Source organism: Nostoc sp., assembly GCF_036917155.1.
Classification (GTDB): domain Bacteria; phylum Cyanobacteriota; class Cyanobacteriia; order Cyanobacteriales; family Nostocaceae; genus Nostoc.
On sequence record NZ_JBALDZ010000062.1, the window covers coordinates 55,147 to 70,993 of the forward strand.

Sequence of the window (15,847 nt, forward strand, 5' to 3'; positions counted from 1 at the left end):
TTATAGTTGAAAAATAGCCAATTAACTAGAAACGAAATATCCGGTTTTTTGATTTCGTTGTACAGAACTACCTCCTCCTGTAGCTCTGGCAACTTGTAAACCTTCATAAGCTAAAGTTAATTCTTCAATGGCAACGGCTTTACCATCTGCTTGAAGTGTCGGTGTTTTCCAGGTTATAGGGATAGCACCAATTAAAGTCCAACTCATCATTGTTTCACCGGCTTGATTGAAAATCAAAATATTGACATTACGTCGAGATGTTTTCTTTTGTTCATCAAAAACTGCATTCATCCAGTTCCAAAAACCTGGATGATCGGTAACTCCACGTTTAAGAGTGATGTCTGTAAATTCTGTATGACCTAAATAGATTCTTTGCTGATCGTTGACACCACCTTCTTGAAAAACATTTTTCTTAATTTGAATACTTAATCCTGAACATTCGGCGAAAGAGGCAGCAATAGAACTGTCTATCTCAACGTAGAAACGATTAGTAGTGACATAATTTAATTCATGAGTAATGTTGCCGTTATTAGCGCCTGTAGCCATCACAACCACCTTTGAGAATCATAATTACCTACCCTTTCGCGCTGCGATCGCAAGTCTTCTAGCAGCAGTTTATACACGTGTTCTGTAAGTTGGTTCAAGAGCCGCGAGTCATTGAGGTATTTACCCGCAGCATTCGCCGCCTTGCTAGCATCAGATGCCGCTGAAACCCCTGCATAGCCAGCAGTACCGCCAACGTCTCCATCGAATGTGAAAAAACTCTGTTGCTGATTTGAGTCCATAAATAAAAAAACTCTCCTAGAATCAAGGCTAAAGGTACTGCATCAGAATCAAAAGTAGCCAAAAGTCGAACTTAGTTTTTTCCTGGATTTAGATTTTTGAGGAATTGTGTTGGAAATGCGATCGCAGTACTCTAAATTGTGAGTAACAGCAAAATATTCAATTAGCTACTGCTTGGGCAACCAGGAAAAGAAAATGAGAGAACATGTCAGCCGAGAGAAAAAAACTACTACAGGCTTCTCAATTCCATCCCTGAAACACCCGACGCACGGTTTTGCTTTGGAGTCGTCGGCAATTTCACGCCAAGCGGTTCCAAAAATACAACCACTCCATAAACCACTGACTCACGATATCAGTCGCATACCACTTCATACCCAAGCAAAACTCTCAATTAGCCAGCCTGGAGACATTTATGAACAGGAAGCCGATAGCGTAGCACAGCAGATGAAATCTCTGGACATACAACGACAACAAGCGCCAGAGGATAAGGAAGAATTACAGATGAAGCCGATGGTGCAGCGATCGCCGATGTTAATGATAGGTAGCGAAAAAAGAGAACCTATAATCCAGCGAGACATTGAAAATGCTACCTATAACAAATCAGATCCAACAAGCGCCGAGGCATCTAAGGCTTTCTTCACAGCCTATAATGAAACTGTTCAAAAGGCATATAACTATGCAATCACCGTACCTAGTTTAGGAGCTTATGGGGAATTGAACGGTTATACCAAACTTTGGGTTCAAAAGTGGAATGAACATTTATCGCAAAAGCGCCCGAAGTTGATGGCAGCAGCCTTTGGATATGTGATCGAATCGTTGGTGAGTGATTCAAACTCGGAGTTTCACCCCAAAATCTCTGGAGAGTATTCAGTGGATACACAGGTAACGGTGGGTGGAACCCGTCCTGATTTAGTTTTGCGGTTAAAAAAAGGAAGCAACTATATTGCATGGCTAGATCTAACAGCCTCAGGTAGTGTTGACCATATTTACACGAAGGATAATTGGTCTTTAAAAGTTAGCAATTTTGCAGAAGTTACCTATCCTTCTCTTGATCTTGGCACTTTAGCCTTCATGCAACAAAATAAAGACAATAAGGGCGGAATAAGCGAAGAGGATCTCAAAACAAGATTGGTTGCTGCTCAGGCAGAGTATGGAAAACGTAAAGAGCAATGGAAGGAGCTTGGTCAAAAGTTTGCTTTCAATCAGATTTGGAAAGAAATGAAGAAGAGTCGGGATGCCTTAAGTATGATGCCAGAATATCCACGACAATTTATCTTGGAGAAACTAAAGAACGAATTCCAGGTTGCTGAATTAGATGAAAAGCTGGTGCCAAGTATCTTAATTGCTATGGGCGTATCGGCAGCACCTTGGGGCTATACAACGGGATATAGCAGCAGTGAAAAAGCAGGTGAGGCATGGCTGATAGATAATGCGCCTGCTGAAGCTTCAACTTGAATACGTGCGATCGCCCGATACTCTAAAAATGGGGTTGCCGAAAATTTAGACTTTCGATGAATTGTATTACAAAGTGCGATCGCCTGATCTTGTAGAGTGTGAAGTGCGATCGCGATGTTGTCGTTAAAAAACTCCATAACCCGTATATTCCCGCATTTCAGGAGATTGAAATCCTAAAACAATATCATCTTTTGGAATCCCTCGCTCTACAAGTTCTTGAGCCACTCTCATTTCCGTCATATTCTGCTCAATCGAAATTTTTCCCTGTTTAATATCCAAATGTAAAACACAACCATAGACTCGCCGATGACCATCCCATCCCACATTCATAACCATGTAATGGTCTTGTTTTGTATCAAAAACAGTGTAACAATCAATCTGACCATTCGCTATTGGGATAGCAGCATAAGTCGTCAACAACGACTGAATGATATGGCGATTAGACTCTAGGATATCCATTGTACAATTACCTCTTGAATTGGGTCATAAATAATTTGTTTAATCTGATATCTCTCTACAGATATTTGGGCAAATTCCCGCTTGAAAAAAGCTCCATAAACACCTATGGGCACTGCCAAATAGAGAATGCGATTTGGATCGCTGATTTCTAAGGCAAGCCGATAATTCAAAAACTGTCCTAACGCAGCATGATAATCTGTTAATGGTGAATCACTCAGGAACGTTTTAATTTCAACTGCAATTTTTTCTTCACCCCGCTCTGCCGCTAACAGTTGCTCTGCACCTAAATCTATTTCAAACTTAGTTCCGCCAACTTCTAGTCGCAGAGGATCATCGGTTATCTTCCACTGCTCCTTTTCTAAAGCAATTCTAACTACAGCATGAAATTTATCTTTAGCTGCCATTGTTAACGTTTTCTGATTTACTTAACATTTTAGTGCGTAGGCGCAGCCCACCGCAGGTATCGCCTTGATTGTAGCGACTGTCTGAATAGTGTTGCCTAGGCAAAGCCCGTCGTAGACATCGCCCATGTATGATTATTGATAAAATGCGTAGGCGCAGCCCGCCGCAGGCATCGCCAATCTTGTAGAGTGCGAAAACGTGTGAGCAATCGCATCTCTTTTAAGTTGAGTAAATGGACTTGAAATTGTCAAATTATCAAGATTTGCCCACCCTACACCTCTTGAAGTGCGATCGCTCGATACTCTAAAAATAGGGTTGCCGAAAATTTAGACTTTCGATGAATTGTATTAAAAGTGCGATCGCTGTACTCTAATTAAAGATATCAACTAGCATAGATATTTATCCACCGACTGATCGGGCATCAGGAGAAGTACATGAGAGAACGCGTAAGTCAGCCCAAAAAAGCAACCACTGCTTCCTTCTCAATACCTGCACTCAAACAACCGACGCGTGGTTTTGGTTTAGATTCCCCTAGTGCTTCGTCCCAAGCAGTTCCATCGGTGCAACCCTTCAACAAACCACTAATGCATGACATTAGTCGTATATCATTACGTCCCCAAACAAAACTCACTGTTAACCAGCCAGGAGATGTTTACGAGCAGGAAGCTGATAGAGTAGCACAGCAGGTAATGCAGACGATGGGCGAGTCTGTAAGTAAGCAGTCTGTGCAACGAGAAGCGTTACCAGAGGAAGAAGAAGAGTTACAAATGAAATCTCTGGCGGATACCAATATTTCGCTACAACGGGAAGCGTTACCAGAGGAAGAAGAAGAATTACAAATGAAATCTCTGGCGGATACCAATATTTCGCTGCAACGTCAGGGTGGTGGAGTAGCAGCCACATCTGACTTGGAAACTTCAATCCAACAGGAACGAGGAGGCGGACAGCCACTTTCAGACGATATCCGGCAACCAATGGAACAATCTTTTGGGACTGACTTTAGTGGTGTCAAAATCCACACAGATAGCCGCTCTGATCAACTCAACCAATCCATCCAGGCTCGTGCTTTCACCACAGGGCAGGATATATTTTTCCGTCAAGGAGAATATGCTCCAGAGAGTCATGGAGGGAAGGAATTACTTGCCCATGAGTTAACTCACGTTGTCCAACAAAATGGCAGGTGACAAAGGCGATCGCTCCTGGTCAATTTGTAGTGGTATATTTTCTAGCACAAGTTGCCAAAAGTGTTTGATGGGGGGAATTTGCAGACGGTCTTGAGTTGTCACCATCACTACCCGACGAGTCAAACTGGAACCATCTGCTAAACCACTAGTATGATTGCTGGCTAAGGAACGAATCGCCAGGGTAGGGTCAAGACGTGCCTCCAGTAATGCTGATTGAGGTAGCAAAGCTATTAGTTCTCCTTGGCGCACAACTCCCCGAAAGGCATCTAGGGTATTTACCTCCAAAGCCGATTGGAGTGTAGCTTCCATGCGCTCAAATCTATCTTGTATTAAGCGCTGCATCCCATAGCCATCTTTAAAAACCACTTGGGGATAACGAATTAGCTCCGACCAAGGGATGAATTCATATTGTGCCAGGGGATGATTGGCTGCGGTTAAAACTTCTATCGGTTCATCATAAAGCACTTCTACCACCATTTCTCTACTGGTGGTTAAAAAGCGATTATTCATCACAATTGCTAAATCTACCATTCCATCTTTGAGGACTTTCAGGGCGCGATCGCTTCCCAATGAAGTCACCCGCAACTGCACATCTGGATAATCATGACAAAATTTTTGCAACACTGGTGGTAAGTAAGATCCACATAGGGAGTGAATCACGGCAATGCAAAGTTCTGGTTGCTTTCCGGCCATTAAATCAGCTAATTCTTCTGTCGCAGTCTGCCACTCTTGGCAAATTTTGCGGACGCGGGGTAGCAAACGTTCACCCCCTAGCGTCAGTTTGGCATGACTGCTTCTGTGAAACAGTTCTATCCCCAAATCTGCTTCTAATGCTTGGATTTGGCGACTAATCGTCGATTGGGTAACACCAGATGTTCGCGCTGCTTGTTGAAAGCTGCCGGTTTGGGCGATCGCTAAAAAGGCTTGCAACTGCTCTAGGCGCATTGTTATGTAGCCTGAATTACATTTATCGGTTGATCATAACGTTTGATCAACCAAGGTTTTGTACAACCTCAAGCAAATAGCCGTACAACTTGTGTATACGGCTGCGATCGCTCGCGTCAGATTTGCAAGAGGCACAGAGGGCACAAACGACCGCTACGCACTCCTAGAGTGTGGTGAATACTATTTTCTAGAACGAGAAGTTGTTACTTCATCAGGATCGCTATAAGCCCGGACTTTTTCACGATTACGAGCTAGTCCTGCTAAACCAGCTAGACCAAGCAAACCTAGCCAACCCCAATCGAAACCGCGATCGCTGGTTCTTTGAGAAGTTGTGATACCTGTATTCCTGTTAGTATCTGTAGTGCCACCGCCTGTGCTATCAGTACTTGTAGTGCCACCACCTGTGCTATCAGTACTTGTAGTGCCACCGCCTGTGCTATCAGTACTTGTAGTGCCACCGCCTGTGCTATCAGTACTTGTAGTGCCACCGCCTGTGGTGCCACTACCTCCACCGCCTGTGGTGCCACTATCACTGCCCGAACCTGTACCAGTGCCCGTAGTTCCAGTACCAGTACCATTATTACCTGAGGTAGTGCCAGTACCAGTGCCCGTAGTTCCAGTACCAGTACCATTATTACCTGAGGTAGTGCCAGTACCAGTGCCCGTAGTTCCAGTACCAGTACCATTATTACCTGAGGTAGTGCCAGTACCAGTGCCCGTAGTTCCAGTACCATTATTACCTGAGGTAGTGCCAGTACCAGTGCCTGTAGTTCCAGTACCAGTACCATTATTACCTGAGGTAGTGCCAGTACCAGTGCCTGTACCACTACCAGTACCAGTGCCTGTACCACTACCAGCACTAGAGCCTCCGCTACCACTACCAGCACTAGAGCCTCCGCTACCGGCGCCCCCACTTTGTGCAGAAACAGAAGGAGGTAAGGACACAGAAGCGAAACTGATGGCAAAGACAGTAGCTAAAACAGCTTTAGATAAATCAAAAGGCTTCATGCTTAGGTTCCTTTTATGTTCTAGATTTTTGTGGTTGATTGATTTTCAAAACCGATATTGCCTACTCAATCCACTGCTAAATTAGGTAAATTTTTACAAGACAGATTGAGGAGTATTTCGCCTAGTTTCTTCTGGGAAAGCAGAGACACGGTAAATCGCGTCTTCTCTAGACAAATTATCTACATCAATAACCCTCAACTGAACCGTATTGCCTTAATCAGTACAAGCAATCGCTAAGTTGAGTAATATTTTAACCTCAATAAATCTAATTACTTTATTGACATTAGGTTTGAGTTATTTGGATATAAATGAACCAGAAAGTTTAAGCATCCAGATGATGCCAGTGGTTGAGACTCTATTAAGAATACTTCACAATCCTATTTCACCTGAGAATTTATAACTTCATACTCCAGGTGTGTCTTACTTTAGACTTAAGGAATATATATTTTTAATTTCTTGTCAATAAACATCTGGTGAAAATTAAATAGGCATTACCTGAAACCCTTTGTAGGGAAAATTCATGTAGACGCGGAGCGGCTTCCCCCAGGGTATTGTCCCTACGCCAATTCTTAGATGTCTAATAGACATCTGGTGAAAATGAATGTAGAGACGTAGCAGTGCTACGTCTCTACAAGGATTCTGGATAACGCATATTTAATTTCTGGAGATGTCTAATGTGTAAGTCCTAAAATTTACCATTCGGCTAAAGCGATCGCTATTCCTTGTTTTAAATCTGGCGTGGTTGCGTCATTATTTGCTAACTGCTGCAATTGTTGATGTGTGGCTTCACTATCCAGATTTTTTAGTGCTGCGATCGCATGTAGTCTCACCGATGCATTAGAATCGCCTAACAGCGAAATCAATGGTTCAATTGCCTGCATTTCGCCTAACTGTCCTAAAGATAAGGCGATCGCACTTTTGATGTTGGCTATCTCTGTGGCTGGATGCTGTGATCGCAGCACTTGCAGTAAGATTCCTGCGGCTGGTGTAGTTAACTGCGGCTTTTGGACTCGTCCCAAAACTGTGGCAATTTCTTGCCACAATGTTTCTGATGTACTTTGATTCAGTGCTGTTTGCAAATATTCCAAACTCGATAATGTCTCCACCCAGCTTAAAGCGCGGATGGTTTCTAATTGCAGCGTTATTGGTGTCTGAGGTGAAATCAGCAAATCAAATAAGCATTTGGCAGCCTCATCACTACCCATACGAGAAAGGGAAGTTGCGGCTGCACAACAAACTTCAAGGTTAAAGTCGTAAAGTTTGGGTTGCAGTCTCGTTACTAAATCTAATGCTTGGTGTAAATCGGGGCGAAAACCTAAACCAAGCACTGCTGCACGCCTCACTGTGGCGGCTATATCATCTAAAGCGTTCAACAGGATTGGTGCTACACGTTCGTCATGAAAACTACTCAGGGCTTCAATTACGGCGGTGCGGATTGCTGCTTGTGGATCTTGTACTACACTCAACAGCGGTGTGATGGTTTCTGGTTGGCGAATATATGAAAGCGATCGCACAGCTAACAATCGTGTACTTTTATCTAAAAGAAGTTCAGTTAGTGAAGTAATAGCAACAGTACCCATTTGCCCTAGTGCTGTAGCTGCGATCGCTTTAAGTTCTTCATCCTCATCGGTTTTCAACAATTCAACTATTGCCGCGATGGCTTCTGGGTGTTGAAATTCGCCCAAAGTCCTTGCAGCATACCAACGTAATTCTTCTTCTGCATCTTCATCTTCTAATATCTCAATGAGTGGTGAAATGGCAATATTTCCCAAATGAGTCAACACTTTGGTAACTTCCCAGCGTTGCTGAAAATCCCCCATCTCTAATATTGAAAGTGTTAATTTCAGAAGATATCCTCGGTTTTTAACTATCTCTAAATGTTCCGAGTCTGTCCCTAAAATTAACTGTTGCAAATATTGAATTAATGATGACCAATCAGCTGCATTATATGCTGCCTCGACTTGCACCAAAAGCTGTTTGATATTACTCACAATATCCTGCTTTAATTATCATCTTCTGCCCCCTAAGAGTGCTGAGTTATGAGTGCTGAGTGGGGAATCTCACTTTTTTACTCAAGACTGGGAACTGGCTCAACGCCCCGGTATCACTAACGGAAAAGAGGAACTATTTTGTCTCCTGGCTCCTGCCTCCATTAGCTTGGTTTGACTACAACAGAATTACCCTCAATTTTGGCAGCATAAGTTTTCAGCGGGTTTGTTGCTGGGCCTTTTTGCACTTTACCGTCAGCCCCAAATTCCGAACCATGACAGGGACAAGCGAATTTTTTCGCATCAGCCTTCCATACTACAGTGCAACCTGCGTGAGTACACGTAGGGTTAACAGCAGTCAGTTTTGCGGCTTTAGATGTGCCCACTACCAGCACAGGCCCGGCGGGTGAGTCTTTCGCCAGCAATTGACCTGTTTTATCTAATTCTGCCGATGTACCTACTGTTTGCCAATCTTTAGATGCTGGAGTTGTTTGAGAAGAACAAGCTGCGATCGCTACAGGTAGAGAACTCGCAATCAAACCCAAACCTACCCAATTGATAAAATCACGACGTTTCATAGTTGCTGAAATAATTTAAAGGTTCTACATTGCTTATTGGTGACTTAGATGCAAAAAATACATATAAATCATGCGTTTTTGGCAATTTTATCCAAAAAACGTAGCAATTTATACGATTTTAACAAAAATCTCACCTTAAGTTATGAGTATTGAAATTGTTACTAAACATTATCTAAACCTGTTGACAAATTCCCAAGATGTAAATGGCGACAAGTTTTCCTTAACTAACCACGGATTTGAAGTTTCGCGTTGGAATGCTCTTGAGTAAAAATAATCAGCCGTAATTAAGTATTAAGTTTTTATTCCCTAACCTTCGTAGATACATCACCCGATCTAACTACGGGTTAATTGCTATTGGGAAATTACCAGCACAGATTCTCAGCATACCAGTAATTTGCAACAAGAGTCAGCTTCATGACAGACACAGCAACTACCACCAGCCTTAATAAGTTCGAGAAATTAAAAGCAGAAAAAGATGGACTCGCCATCAAGAGTGAGATAGAGAAATTTGCCGCCTTGGGCTGGGAGGCAATGAATGAAACAGATCGTGACCATCGACTGAAATGGGTAGGCGTGTTTTTTCGCCCAGTTACCCCAGGTAAGTTTATGATGCGATTGCGGATGCCTAACGGTATTCTTACCAGCAGTCAGATGCGGGTTTTGGCCCAAGTGGTGCAGCGTTACGGTGATGATGGTTGCGCTGATATTACTACAAGGCAGAATATCCAATTACGGGGAATCAGAATTGGAGATTTACCAGATATTTTTAATAGATTTGACGCAGTTGGTTTAACCACCATTCAGTCAGGGATGGATAACGTCCGCAATATCACAGGCGATCCTGTGGCGGGGTTGGATGCAGATGAGTTGTACGACACACGAGAGTTGGTACAACAAATTCAAGATATGCTCACCAACAAAGGGGAAGGGAACCCAGAATTTAGCAACTTACCACGGAAGTTTAATATTGCGATCGCAGGTGGAAGAGACAATTCGGTTCATGCTGAAATTAACGATTTGGCTTTTGTGCCAGCATTTAAGGAAGGGACTGGGAACTGGGGACTGGGGACTGGGCAAGAATTTTCCCAATCACCAATATTCGGGTTTAACGTCCTCGTCGGTGGGTTTTTCTCAGCCAAACGCTGTGAGGCGGCGATTCCTCTAAATGCTTGGGTGGCTCCAGAAGATGTGGTAGCTGTATGTAGAGCTATTTTGGAAGTTTATCGCGATCATGGGCCACGTGCTAATCGGCAAAAATCTCGGCTGATGTGGCTAATTGATGAATGGGGTGTAGATAAATTTCGAGCAGAAGTAGAAAGCCGTTTGGGTAAATCATTAATATCCGCAGCGTCTAAAGACGAAATCGACTGGGAAAAACGCGACCACATCGGGATATATAAACAAAAACAAGCAGGATTAAATTACATAGGCCTGCATATTCCTGTTGGTCGGCTGGATGCCGAAGGTATGTTTGAAATCGCTCGTCTAGCAGAAGTTTATGGCACTGGCGAAATCCGTTTTACAGTTGAGCAAAACATTGTTATTCCCAACATTGCTGACTCGAATTTAGCAACATTTTTAACAGAAACGTTGCTAGAAAGATTTTCACTTAACCCTGGTTTGCTGGCACGATCGCTAGTATCTTGCACAGGCGCACAATTTTGCAACTTTGCCCTCATCGAAACCAAAAACCGTGCCTTGGCAATGATTAAAGCCTTAGAAGAAGAGTTAACCTTCACCAAACCAGTGCGAATTCACTGGACAGGTTGCCCCAACTCCTGCGGACAGCCCCAAGTTGCAGACATCGGCTTGATGGGAACTAAAACTCGCAAAAATGGCAAAACTCTCGAAAGCGTTGACATATATATGGGTGGCAAAGTCGGCAAAGATGCCCATTTAGGAACTTGCGTCATCAAAGGCATACCATGCGAAGACTTGCAGCCAATATTGCAAGACTTACTCATCCAAAAGTTTGGCGCAAAACTCAAGCAAGAAGCCTTAGTCGTTAGTAACTGTTAGTGGGCATTGGGCATTGGTTATTCTCCCCTTGTTTTCCTTGTCTCCCCCATCTCCCTCATCCCCCCCATCTCCCCCATCCCCCTCATCTCCCTCATCCCCCTCATCTCCCTCATCTCCCTCATCTCCCTCATCTTCCCCATCTCCCTCATCTCCCTCATCTCCCTCATCTCCCTCATCTCCCCCATCTCCCCCATCCCCCTCATCTCATCTCTTTAAATTAGAAAGATTGGAATGCTTAAAAAATTATTTTCATTCAACGATCGCTACCGCATCTTACATCAGACTTGGTTTGCTTTTTTTCTGACCTTCGTTTGTTGGTTTAATTTTGCCCCTTTCGCTACAACCATTGGTAGAGAACTACATTTAGCACCAGAGCAAATTAAAACTTTAGGCATCTGTAACCTCGCCCTCACAATTCCCGCACGACTAATTATTGGGATGCTTCTGGATCGTTTTGGCCCCAGAATCACCTATTCAATCCTGCTGATGTTTGCGGTTGTTCCTTGTTTAGCAACAGCGCTAGCACAAGATTTTAATCAACTAGTCATCAGTCGTTTGCTAATGGGAATTGTTGGATCTGGGTTTGTGGTTGGTATCCGCATGGTGGCCGAATGGTTCCAGCCGAAGGAGATGGGAATTGCCCAAGGTATTTATGGCGGTTGGGGCAACTTTGGGGCTTTTGGTGGAGAGTTTGCCTTACCGATACTTGCAGTTTCTACGAGCTTTTTCGCTGGTGGTGCTTCTAACTGGCGGTTTGCGATCGCACTTACAGGGATTATTGCAGCCATCTACGGGGTAATTTATTACAATAGCGTCCAAGATACGCCCGCAGGTAAAGTCTATAAGAAACCTCAGAAAAATGGTTCTCTGGAAGTAACCAGCATTAAAAGCTTCTGGGCGATGATTGTCTCGAATTTTGGTTTGATTTTCGCCTTGGGCTTATTAGCTTGGCGTTTGGAACAAAAGAACATTCGTTTCCTAACTTTGAGCCAAATGTATCTGACTTGGTTGCTGTTAGCAGGATTATTTGCTTACCAAAGTTATAAAGCTTGGGAAGTAAACCGAGAACTTCTAATTGGCAAAAAAACTTACGCTCCATCAGAACGCTTCCAATTTGGTCAAGTTGCCTTACTAGAATTCACTTACATAACTAGTTTTGGTAGCGAATTGGCGGCCGTTTCCATGCTGCCGGCATTTTTTGAAAAAACCTTTGCCTTAGAGCATGTTGTCGCTGGAATGATTGCGGCTAGCTATCCGTTCTTAAATTTAGTTTCTCGTCCCAGTGGTGGTTTAATTTCTGATAAATTTAACTCCCGGAAGTGGACAATGACAATTATCAGCGCTGGCATTGGCGTTAGTTATTTGATGGCACATTTTATTAGTAGTAGCTGGCCAATTCCGGTAGCGATCGCAGTTACAATGTTAGCCGCTTACTTTGCCCAAGCTGGCTGCGGTGCAACCTACAGCATAGTACCTCTAATTAAAAAAGAAGCCACTGGACAAATAGCCGGTAACGTGGGAGCTTACGGTAATTTTGGCGGCGTAGTTTACCTGACAATTTTCAGCTTAACCGACGCTCCAACACTGTTTTCCACAATGGGTTTAGCCGCTTTAATCTGTGCCTTTATGTGTGCCTTCTTCCTCAAAGAACCAAAAGGTTCCTTTGCCGCTGCATCTGAAGGTGAATTACCAGAAACCACAACTCAGAACCCTATCTTCTTAACTGAAGAATAAACAGATGAAGGATGAAGTAGTAAAATTAACTATTAAATCTGAATTATGTAAATTTACACTTCATTCTTCTCTAGCAATCTTAATTCATAAAAATCCCTCTTCATTCTCTCTATATTGATGCAAAAACCCTTTGGAACTCTCTTAACTTTGCGCTCTTCTCTGACGAGACGCTGCGCGAATGCGTTCTTTGCGGTTCGTTTACTCATTCTCTTCTTCTTATCTTCAAGCAGAATAATAGTAAATTACAAAATTGGGAATGCTCTATCTGCGGTTCGTAAAAAAATAATTTCCATGAAAATTTATGAAAAAACGAACCGCAAAGGGCACATTCGCGCAGCGTCTCGTCAGAGAAGGACGCAAAGAAATAAGATTTTCAAAGAGTTTTTGCGTAACACACAAATCCTCAAACAGTCGCCACATCTGAGGTTGCAGAAATCAAAATAACAAGTACAACTACCATGAGTGAATTTACCAAAACCCTCTGTCCCTACTGTGGTGTTGGCTGCGGTTTAGAAGTTTCACCCCCAGCCAAACTTGGTAAAGCCACTAATCGAGATAACCAAGGAAATCCAACTTGGCGCGTGCGCGGCGATAAAGCCCATCCGTCCAGTCAGGGAATGGTTTGCGTCAAAGGTGCAACGATCGCAGAATCTCTAGATAAAAATAGATTACATTACCCAATGGTGCGAGACTCCTTAGATCAAGAGTTTCGGCGCGTTAGCTGGGATGAAGCTTTTAATCTCATCACCAAACGTATTCAAACTATCCGCTTCACCCAAGGGCCAGAAGCCTTATGTATGTACGGTTCCGGTCAGTTTCAAACTGAGGATTACTACACAGCCCAGAAACTCATGAAAGGCTGTCTGGGTACTAATAATTTTGATGCCAATTCTCGTTTATGTATGTCTAGTGCTGTGGCTGGCTACATTCAAAGCTTTGGTTCAGATGGGCCCCCATGCTGTTACGAAGACTTGGAGTTAACCGACTGTGCATTTTTAATTGGTACCAATACAGCCGAATGTCACCCCATTGTTTTCAACCGCCTGGAAAAATATCACAAAAAGAACCGCAAAGTCAAAATGATTGTGGTTGATCCCCGTCGCACACCAACCGCAGAAGCCGCTGATTTGCATTTAGCTATTCGTCCCGGTACAGATATCGACTTATTGAACGGCATCGCCCACTTGTTGATGCGCTGGAACTACATTGATACGATGTTCATGGACGAATGTACCATCAACTTTCCGGCTTATGCTGAAGTAATTCGCGACTATCCGCCCGAAGTAGTGGCTCGTCAATGTGGAATCAGCATTGAAGATTTAGAAACAGCAGCGCGCTACTGGGGTAAATCTGAGCGGGTACTATCTTTGTGGTCAATGGGTGTGAATCAATCATCAGAAGGGACGGCTAAAGTCAGAACAATTATTAACCTACACCTGATGACTGGACAAGTTGGCAAACCTGGGGCTGGCCCTTTCTCCCTCACTGGTCAGCCGAACGCGATGGGAGGACGAGAAGCCGGAGGTTTGGCAAATTTATTACCAGGTTATCGGGCGGTAATAAATCCTCAGCACCGCGCAGAAGTTGAGGAGTTTTGGGGACTCAAGCCAGGACAAATTTCGCCCAATCCTGGTTTGACTGCTTGGGACATGATTACTGGCTTAGAAAATGGCGCTGTTGAGTTACTGTGGATTGCGGCTACTAATCCAGCGGTGAGTATGCCAGATTTAGAACGAACTAAAAAGGCGTTGTTGCGATCGCCTTTCACTATCTACCAAGATGCCTATTATCCCACAGAAACCTCTGCTTACGCTCATGTTTTGCTACCAGCAGCCCAGTGGGGTGAAAAAACTGGCGTGATGACAAATTCCGAACGGATGGTAACTCTGTGTTCAGGATTTCGCCAACCGCCAAGAGAAGCTAAAGCAGATTGGGAAATTTTTGCCGAAGTTGGACGTAGATTAGGTTTTGAGAAAGAATTTGCCTTTACTAACTCTGCGGAAGTTTACGCTGAGTTTGTCAAACTAACTAAAAATCGCCCCTGCGATATGACAGGTATCAGTCACGCGCAATTACAAGCAGAAGGCCCGACGCAATGGCCTCATCCAGAAAAAAGTTATGAGTTAAGAGTTAGGAGTTATGAATTAGAATCTTCAACTCCTAACTCCTCACTCCTAACTCCTAACTCCAAACGCCTTTACACCAATCTCCGTTTCCACACCCCTGATGGACGCGCTCGATTTGGGGCATATTACTCAAAGGGATTGGCAGAACCACCAGATCCAGATTATCCGTTTGTGCTAACTAATGGACGACTTTACGGACACTGGCATACGCAGACACGCACCGGTCGAGTTGAAAAAATTTGCAAAATGCATCCCGAACCGTTTATTGAAATTCATCCCCGTGATGCTGCTAAGTTAGGTATTGTAGATAATCAGTGTGTGGAAGTGCGATCGCGTCGCGGTAAAGCGAAGTTTCCTGCTAAAGTGACAAAAGCGATCGCACCTGGTACAGTTTTTGTCCCTATGCATTGGGGTTCGCTGTGGGCAGACAATGCCGAAGCTAACGCCCTCACTCATTCAGAAGCGTGCCCCGATTCACTGCAACCAGAATTAAAAGCCTGTGCGGTACAGCTAATACCAATTTCGGTGGAAGTTCCAATCAAGAATCATCAACTCCAGTCTTCACAATGGTAAGCTGCAAAGTGTAGCCCGAAAATGGTATTTTATAACCAGCAATAGGTAATTTCGTCAATAATCAATAGTCAATAGTTATTATCATTTTTTATGACTCTCTAATTTTGACTGTTACCAATTACTATATCTAAGGAAGTACAATCTCTATAAACTAGAAGTTTTACTTTTAGATATGGATAAAGAATAAAAAAATAGATAGAAAACTTACAAAGTATCAGCAAGTAATCTTTTTTAGTCCTCTAGATTTATCTATGGGATTTTATTTTAGAATCGGGTGCAGCAGATGAAAAAGCTAGTGAGGCGATTTTTAGGAGTTACCAAAGATGAGAACTTTATGCATATCATCGAAAATATAGAAGTTCTAGTTTCTAAAACTTTATCTATTTTCATGGTAATTGTAATTTTGGTAGCGATTACAGATTTAGGAATCTTTATTTTTAAAGAATTATTTACAATACCTTATGGGAAGTTTAACACAACCCTATATAAGGTTTTTGGTGTAACCGTTCACGGTGGAAATTAGGCTACCAGGAAAAATAAGTACAGAGAGATGGTAGATTAGAGGGCATGAAGAAAATCAGCCTCATCAGCCA

The 15,847-nt window shown here is 43.2% G+C and carries 16 protein-coding genes and 1 pseudogene; 7 read left to right on the plus strand and 10 right to left on the minus strand.

Going from position 1 to position 15,847, the window contains the following annotated elements; translation table 11 throughout:
• Positions 1-21: 21 nt before the first annotated feature.
• A complete protein-coding gene (locus tag V7K67_RS09340) occupies positions 22-546 on the minus strand; it encodes a phage tail protein (protein ID WP_179065051.1) in 525 nt (174 codons plus the stop codon).
• Positions 546-785 carry a hypothetical protein gene (locus V7K67_RS09345; RefSeq protein WP_334731318.1) on the minus strand — a complete coding sequence of 80 codons (240 nt, stop codon included), beginning with the start codon at positions 783-785 and terminating at the stop codon, positions 546-548. The genes V7K67_RS09340 and V7K67_RS09345 overlap by 1 nt, the downstream gene beginning before the upstream one ends.
• A gap of 193 nt (positions 786-978) precedes the next feature.
• Here V7K67_RS09345 and V7K67_RS09350 point away from each other — a divergent pair, with 193 nt between their 5' ends.
• On the plus strand, positions 979-2,238 hold the full coding sequence (locus V7K67_RS09350) for a hypothetical protein (protein ID WP_334731317.1): 1,260 nt from the start codon (positions 979-981) through the stop codon (positions 2,236-2,238).
• On the opposite strand, the gene V7K67_RS09355 is transcribed toward V7K67_RS09350, so the two are convergent.
• From V7K67_RS09355 to V7K67_RS09365, 3 genes are read right to left on the minus strand one after another with little or no spacing between them, the layout of a single operon-like run.
• Positions 2,157-2,375: a hypothetical protein gene (locus tag V7K67_RS09355; protein ID WP_334731316.1), complete on the minus strand. Its 219-nt coding sequence runs from the start codon at positions 2,373-2,375 to the stop codon at positions 2,157-2,159. The two genes, V7K67_RS09350 and V7K67_RS09355, sit on opposite strands and share 82 nt — an antisense overlap.
• On the minus strand, positions 2,362-2,697 hold the full coding sequence (locus V7K67_RS09360; RefSeq protein ID WP_335166211.1) for a XisI protein: 336 nt from the start codon (positions 2,695-2,697) through the stop codon (positions 2,362-2,364). Before V7K67_RS09360 ends, V7K67_RS09355 begins: the two co-directional genes overlap by 14 nt.
• Positions 2,685-3,101: a XisH family protein gene (locus V7K67_RS09365; protein WP_335166213.1), complete on the minus strand. Its 417-nt coding sequence runs from the start codon at positions 3,099-3,101 to the stop codon at positions 2,685-2,687. Before V7K67_RS09365 ends, V7K67_RS09360 begins: the two co-directional genes overlap by 13 nt.
• 432 nt (positions 3,102-3,533) lie before the next feature.
• On the opposite strand from V7K67_RS09365, the gene V7K67_RS09370 reads away from it, so the two are divergent.
• On the plus strand, positions 3,534-4,283 hold the full coding sequence (locus V7K67_RS09370; protein ID WP_335166215.1) for an eCIS core domain-containing protein: 750 nt from the start codon (positions 3,534-3,536) through the stop codon (positions 4,281-4,283).
• Here V7K67_RS09370 and V7K67_RS09375 read toward each other — a convergent pair.
• The 4 genes from V7K67_RS09375 to V7K67_RS09390 all read right to left on the minus strand — a co-directional run bounded on the left by V7K67_RS09375 (position 4,251) and on the right by V7K67_RS09390 (position 8,802).
• A complete protein-coding gene (locus V7K67_RS09375; protein WP_334731313.1) occupies positions 4,251-5,228 on the minus strand; it encodes a LysR family transcriptional regulator in 978 nt (325 codons plus the stop codon). The genes V7K67_RS09370 and V7K67_RS09375 overlap by 33 nt on opposite strands.
• 180 nt (positions 5,229-5,408) lie before the next feature.
• Positions 5,409-6,236, minus strand: coding sequence for a WGxxGxxG-CTERM domain-containing protein (locus V7K67_RS09380; RefSeq protein WP_335166217.1), 828 nt, complete (start codon positions 6,234-6,236; stop codon positions 5,409-5,411).
• A 692-nt stretch (positions 6,237-6,928) separates the two neighbouring features.
• Entirely contained in the window at positions 6,929-8,230 is a 1,302-nt protein-coding gene (locus V7K67_RS09385; protein ID WP_335166249.1) for a HEAT repeat domain-containing protein, read from the minus strand.
• A 158-nt stretch (positions 8,231-8,388) separates the two neighbouring features.
• Positions 8,389-8,802: a QcrA and Rieske domain-containing protein gene (locus V7K67_RS09390; protein ID WP_334731311.1), complete on the minus strand. Its 414-nt coding sequence runs from the start codon at positions 8,800-8,802 to the stop codon at positions 8,389-8,391.
• Positions 8,803-8,944: 142 nt separating this feature from the next.
• On the opposite strand from V7K67_RS09390, the gene V7K67_RS09395 reads away from it, so the two are divergent.
• Positions 8,945-9,070, plus strand: a complete 126-nt coding sequence (locus V7K67_RS09395) for a hypothetical protein (protein WP_334731310.1) — start codon at positions 8,945-8,947, stop codon at positions 9,068-9,070.
• A 146-nt stretch (positions 9,071-9,216) separates the two neighbouring features.
• Positions 9,217-10,821, plus strand: coding sequence for a ferredoxin--nitrite reductase (locus V7K67_RS09400; RefSeq protein ID WP_334731309.1), 1,605 nt, complete (start codon positions 9,217-9,219; stop codon positions 10,819-10,821).
• 17 nt (positions 10,822-10,838) lie between these two features.
• Here V7K67_RS09400 and V7K67_RS09405 read toward each other — a convergent pair whose 3' ends face one another.
• On the minus strand, positions 10,839-11,015 hold the full coding sequence (locus V7K67_RS09405) for a hypothetical protein (RefSeq protein WP_335166220.1): 177 nt from the start codon (positions 11,013-11,015) through the stop codon (positions 10,839-10,841).
• A 37-nt stretch (positions 11,016-11,052) separates the two neighbouring features.
• Here V7K67_RS09405 and V7K67_RS09410 point away from each other — a divergent pair, with 37 nt between their 5' ends.
• From V7K67_RS09410 to V7K67_RS09420, 3 genes and pseudogenes are all read left to right on the plus strand, one after another.
• On the plus strand, positions 11,053-12,555 hold the full coding sequence (locus tag V7K67_RS09410) for a NarK family nitrate/nitrite MFS transporter (RefSeq protein ID WP_335166245.1): 1,503 nt from the start codon (positions 11,053-11,055) through the stop codon (positions 12,553-12,555).
• Between the two features lie 458 nt (positions 12,556-13,013).
• Complete coding sequence (locus V7K67_RS09415; protein WP_335166247.1) at positions 13,014-15,254, plus strand: molybdopterin oxidoreductase family protein; 2,241 nt, start codon at positions 13,014-13,016, stop codon at positions 15,252-15,254.
• A 283-nt stretch (positions 15,255-15,537) separates the two neighbouring features.
• Positions 15,538-15,756 (plus strand): annotated as a pseudogene (locus V7K67_RS09420) (phosphate-starvation-inducible PsiE family protein); the annotation flags it as partial.
• Positions 15,757-15,847 lie beyond the last annotated feature (91 nt).

Coding starts and splice junctions, on each gene's coding strand:
- V7K67_RS09355 (WP_334731316.1), bottom strand. CDS start 2,375: ATGGAGTTTTTTAACGACAACATCGCGATCGCACTTCACACTCTACAA.
- V7K67_RS09370 (WP_335166215.1), top strand. CDS start 3,534: ATGAGAGAACGCGTAAGTCAGCCCAAAAAAGCAACCACTGCTTCCTTC.
- V7K67_RS09390 (WP_334731311.1), bottom strand. CDS start 8,802: ATGAAACGTCGTGATTTTATCAATTGGGTAGGTTTGGGTTTGATTGCG.
- V7K67_RS09350 (WP_334731317.1), top strand. CDS start 979: ATGAGAGAACATGTCAGCCGAGAGAAAAAAACTACTACAGGCTTCTCA.
- V7K67_RS09380 (WP_335166217.1), bottom strand. CDS start 6,236: ATGAAGCCTTTTGATTTATCTAAAGCTGTTTTAGCTACTGTCTTTGCC.
- V7K67_RS09375 (WP_334731313.1), bottom strand. CDS start 5,228: ATGCGCCTAGAGCAGTTGCAAGCCTTTTTAGCGATCGCCCAAACCGGC.
- V7K67_RS09395 (WP_334731310.1), top strand. CDS start 8,945: ATGAGTATTGAAATTGTTACTAAACATTATCTAAACCTGTTGACAAAT.
- V7K67_RS09410 (WP_335166245.1), top strand. CDS start 11,053: ATGCTTAAAAAATTATTTTCATTCAACGATCGCTACCGCATCTTACAT.
- V7K67_RS09365 (WP_335166213.1), bottom strand. CDS start 3,101: ATGGCAGCTAAAGATAAATTTCATGCTGTAGTTAGAATTGCTTTAGAA.
- V7K67_RS09400 (WP_334731309.1), top strand. CDS start 9,217: ATGACAGACACAGCAACTACCACCAGCCTTAATAAGTTCGAGAAATTA.
- V7K67_RS09415 (WP_335166247.1), top strand. CDS start 13,014: ATGAGTGAATTTACCAAAACCCTCTGTCCCTACTGTGGTGTTGGCTGC.
- V7K67_RS09405 (WP_335166220.1), bottom strand. CDS start 11,015: ATGGGGGAGATGGGGGAGATGAGGGAGATGAGGGAGATGAGGGAGATG.
- V7K67_RS09360 (WP_335166211.1), bottom strand. CDS start 2,697: ATGGATATCCTAGAGTCTAATCGCCATATCATTCAGTCGTTGTTGACG.
- V7K67_RS09340 (WP_179065051.1), bottom strand. CDS start 546: ATGGCTACAGGCGCTAATAACGGCAACATTACTCATGAATTAAATTAT.
- V7K67_RS09345 (WP_334731318.1), bottom strand. CDS start 785: ATGGACTCAAATCAGCAACAGAGTTTTTTCACATTCGATGGAGACGTT.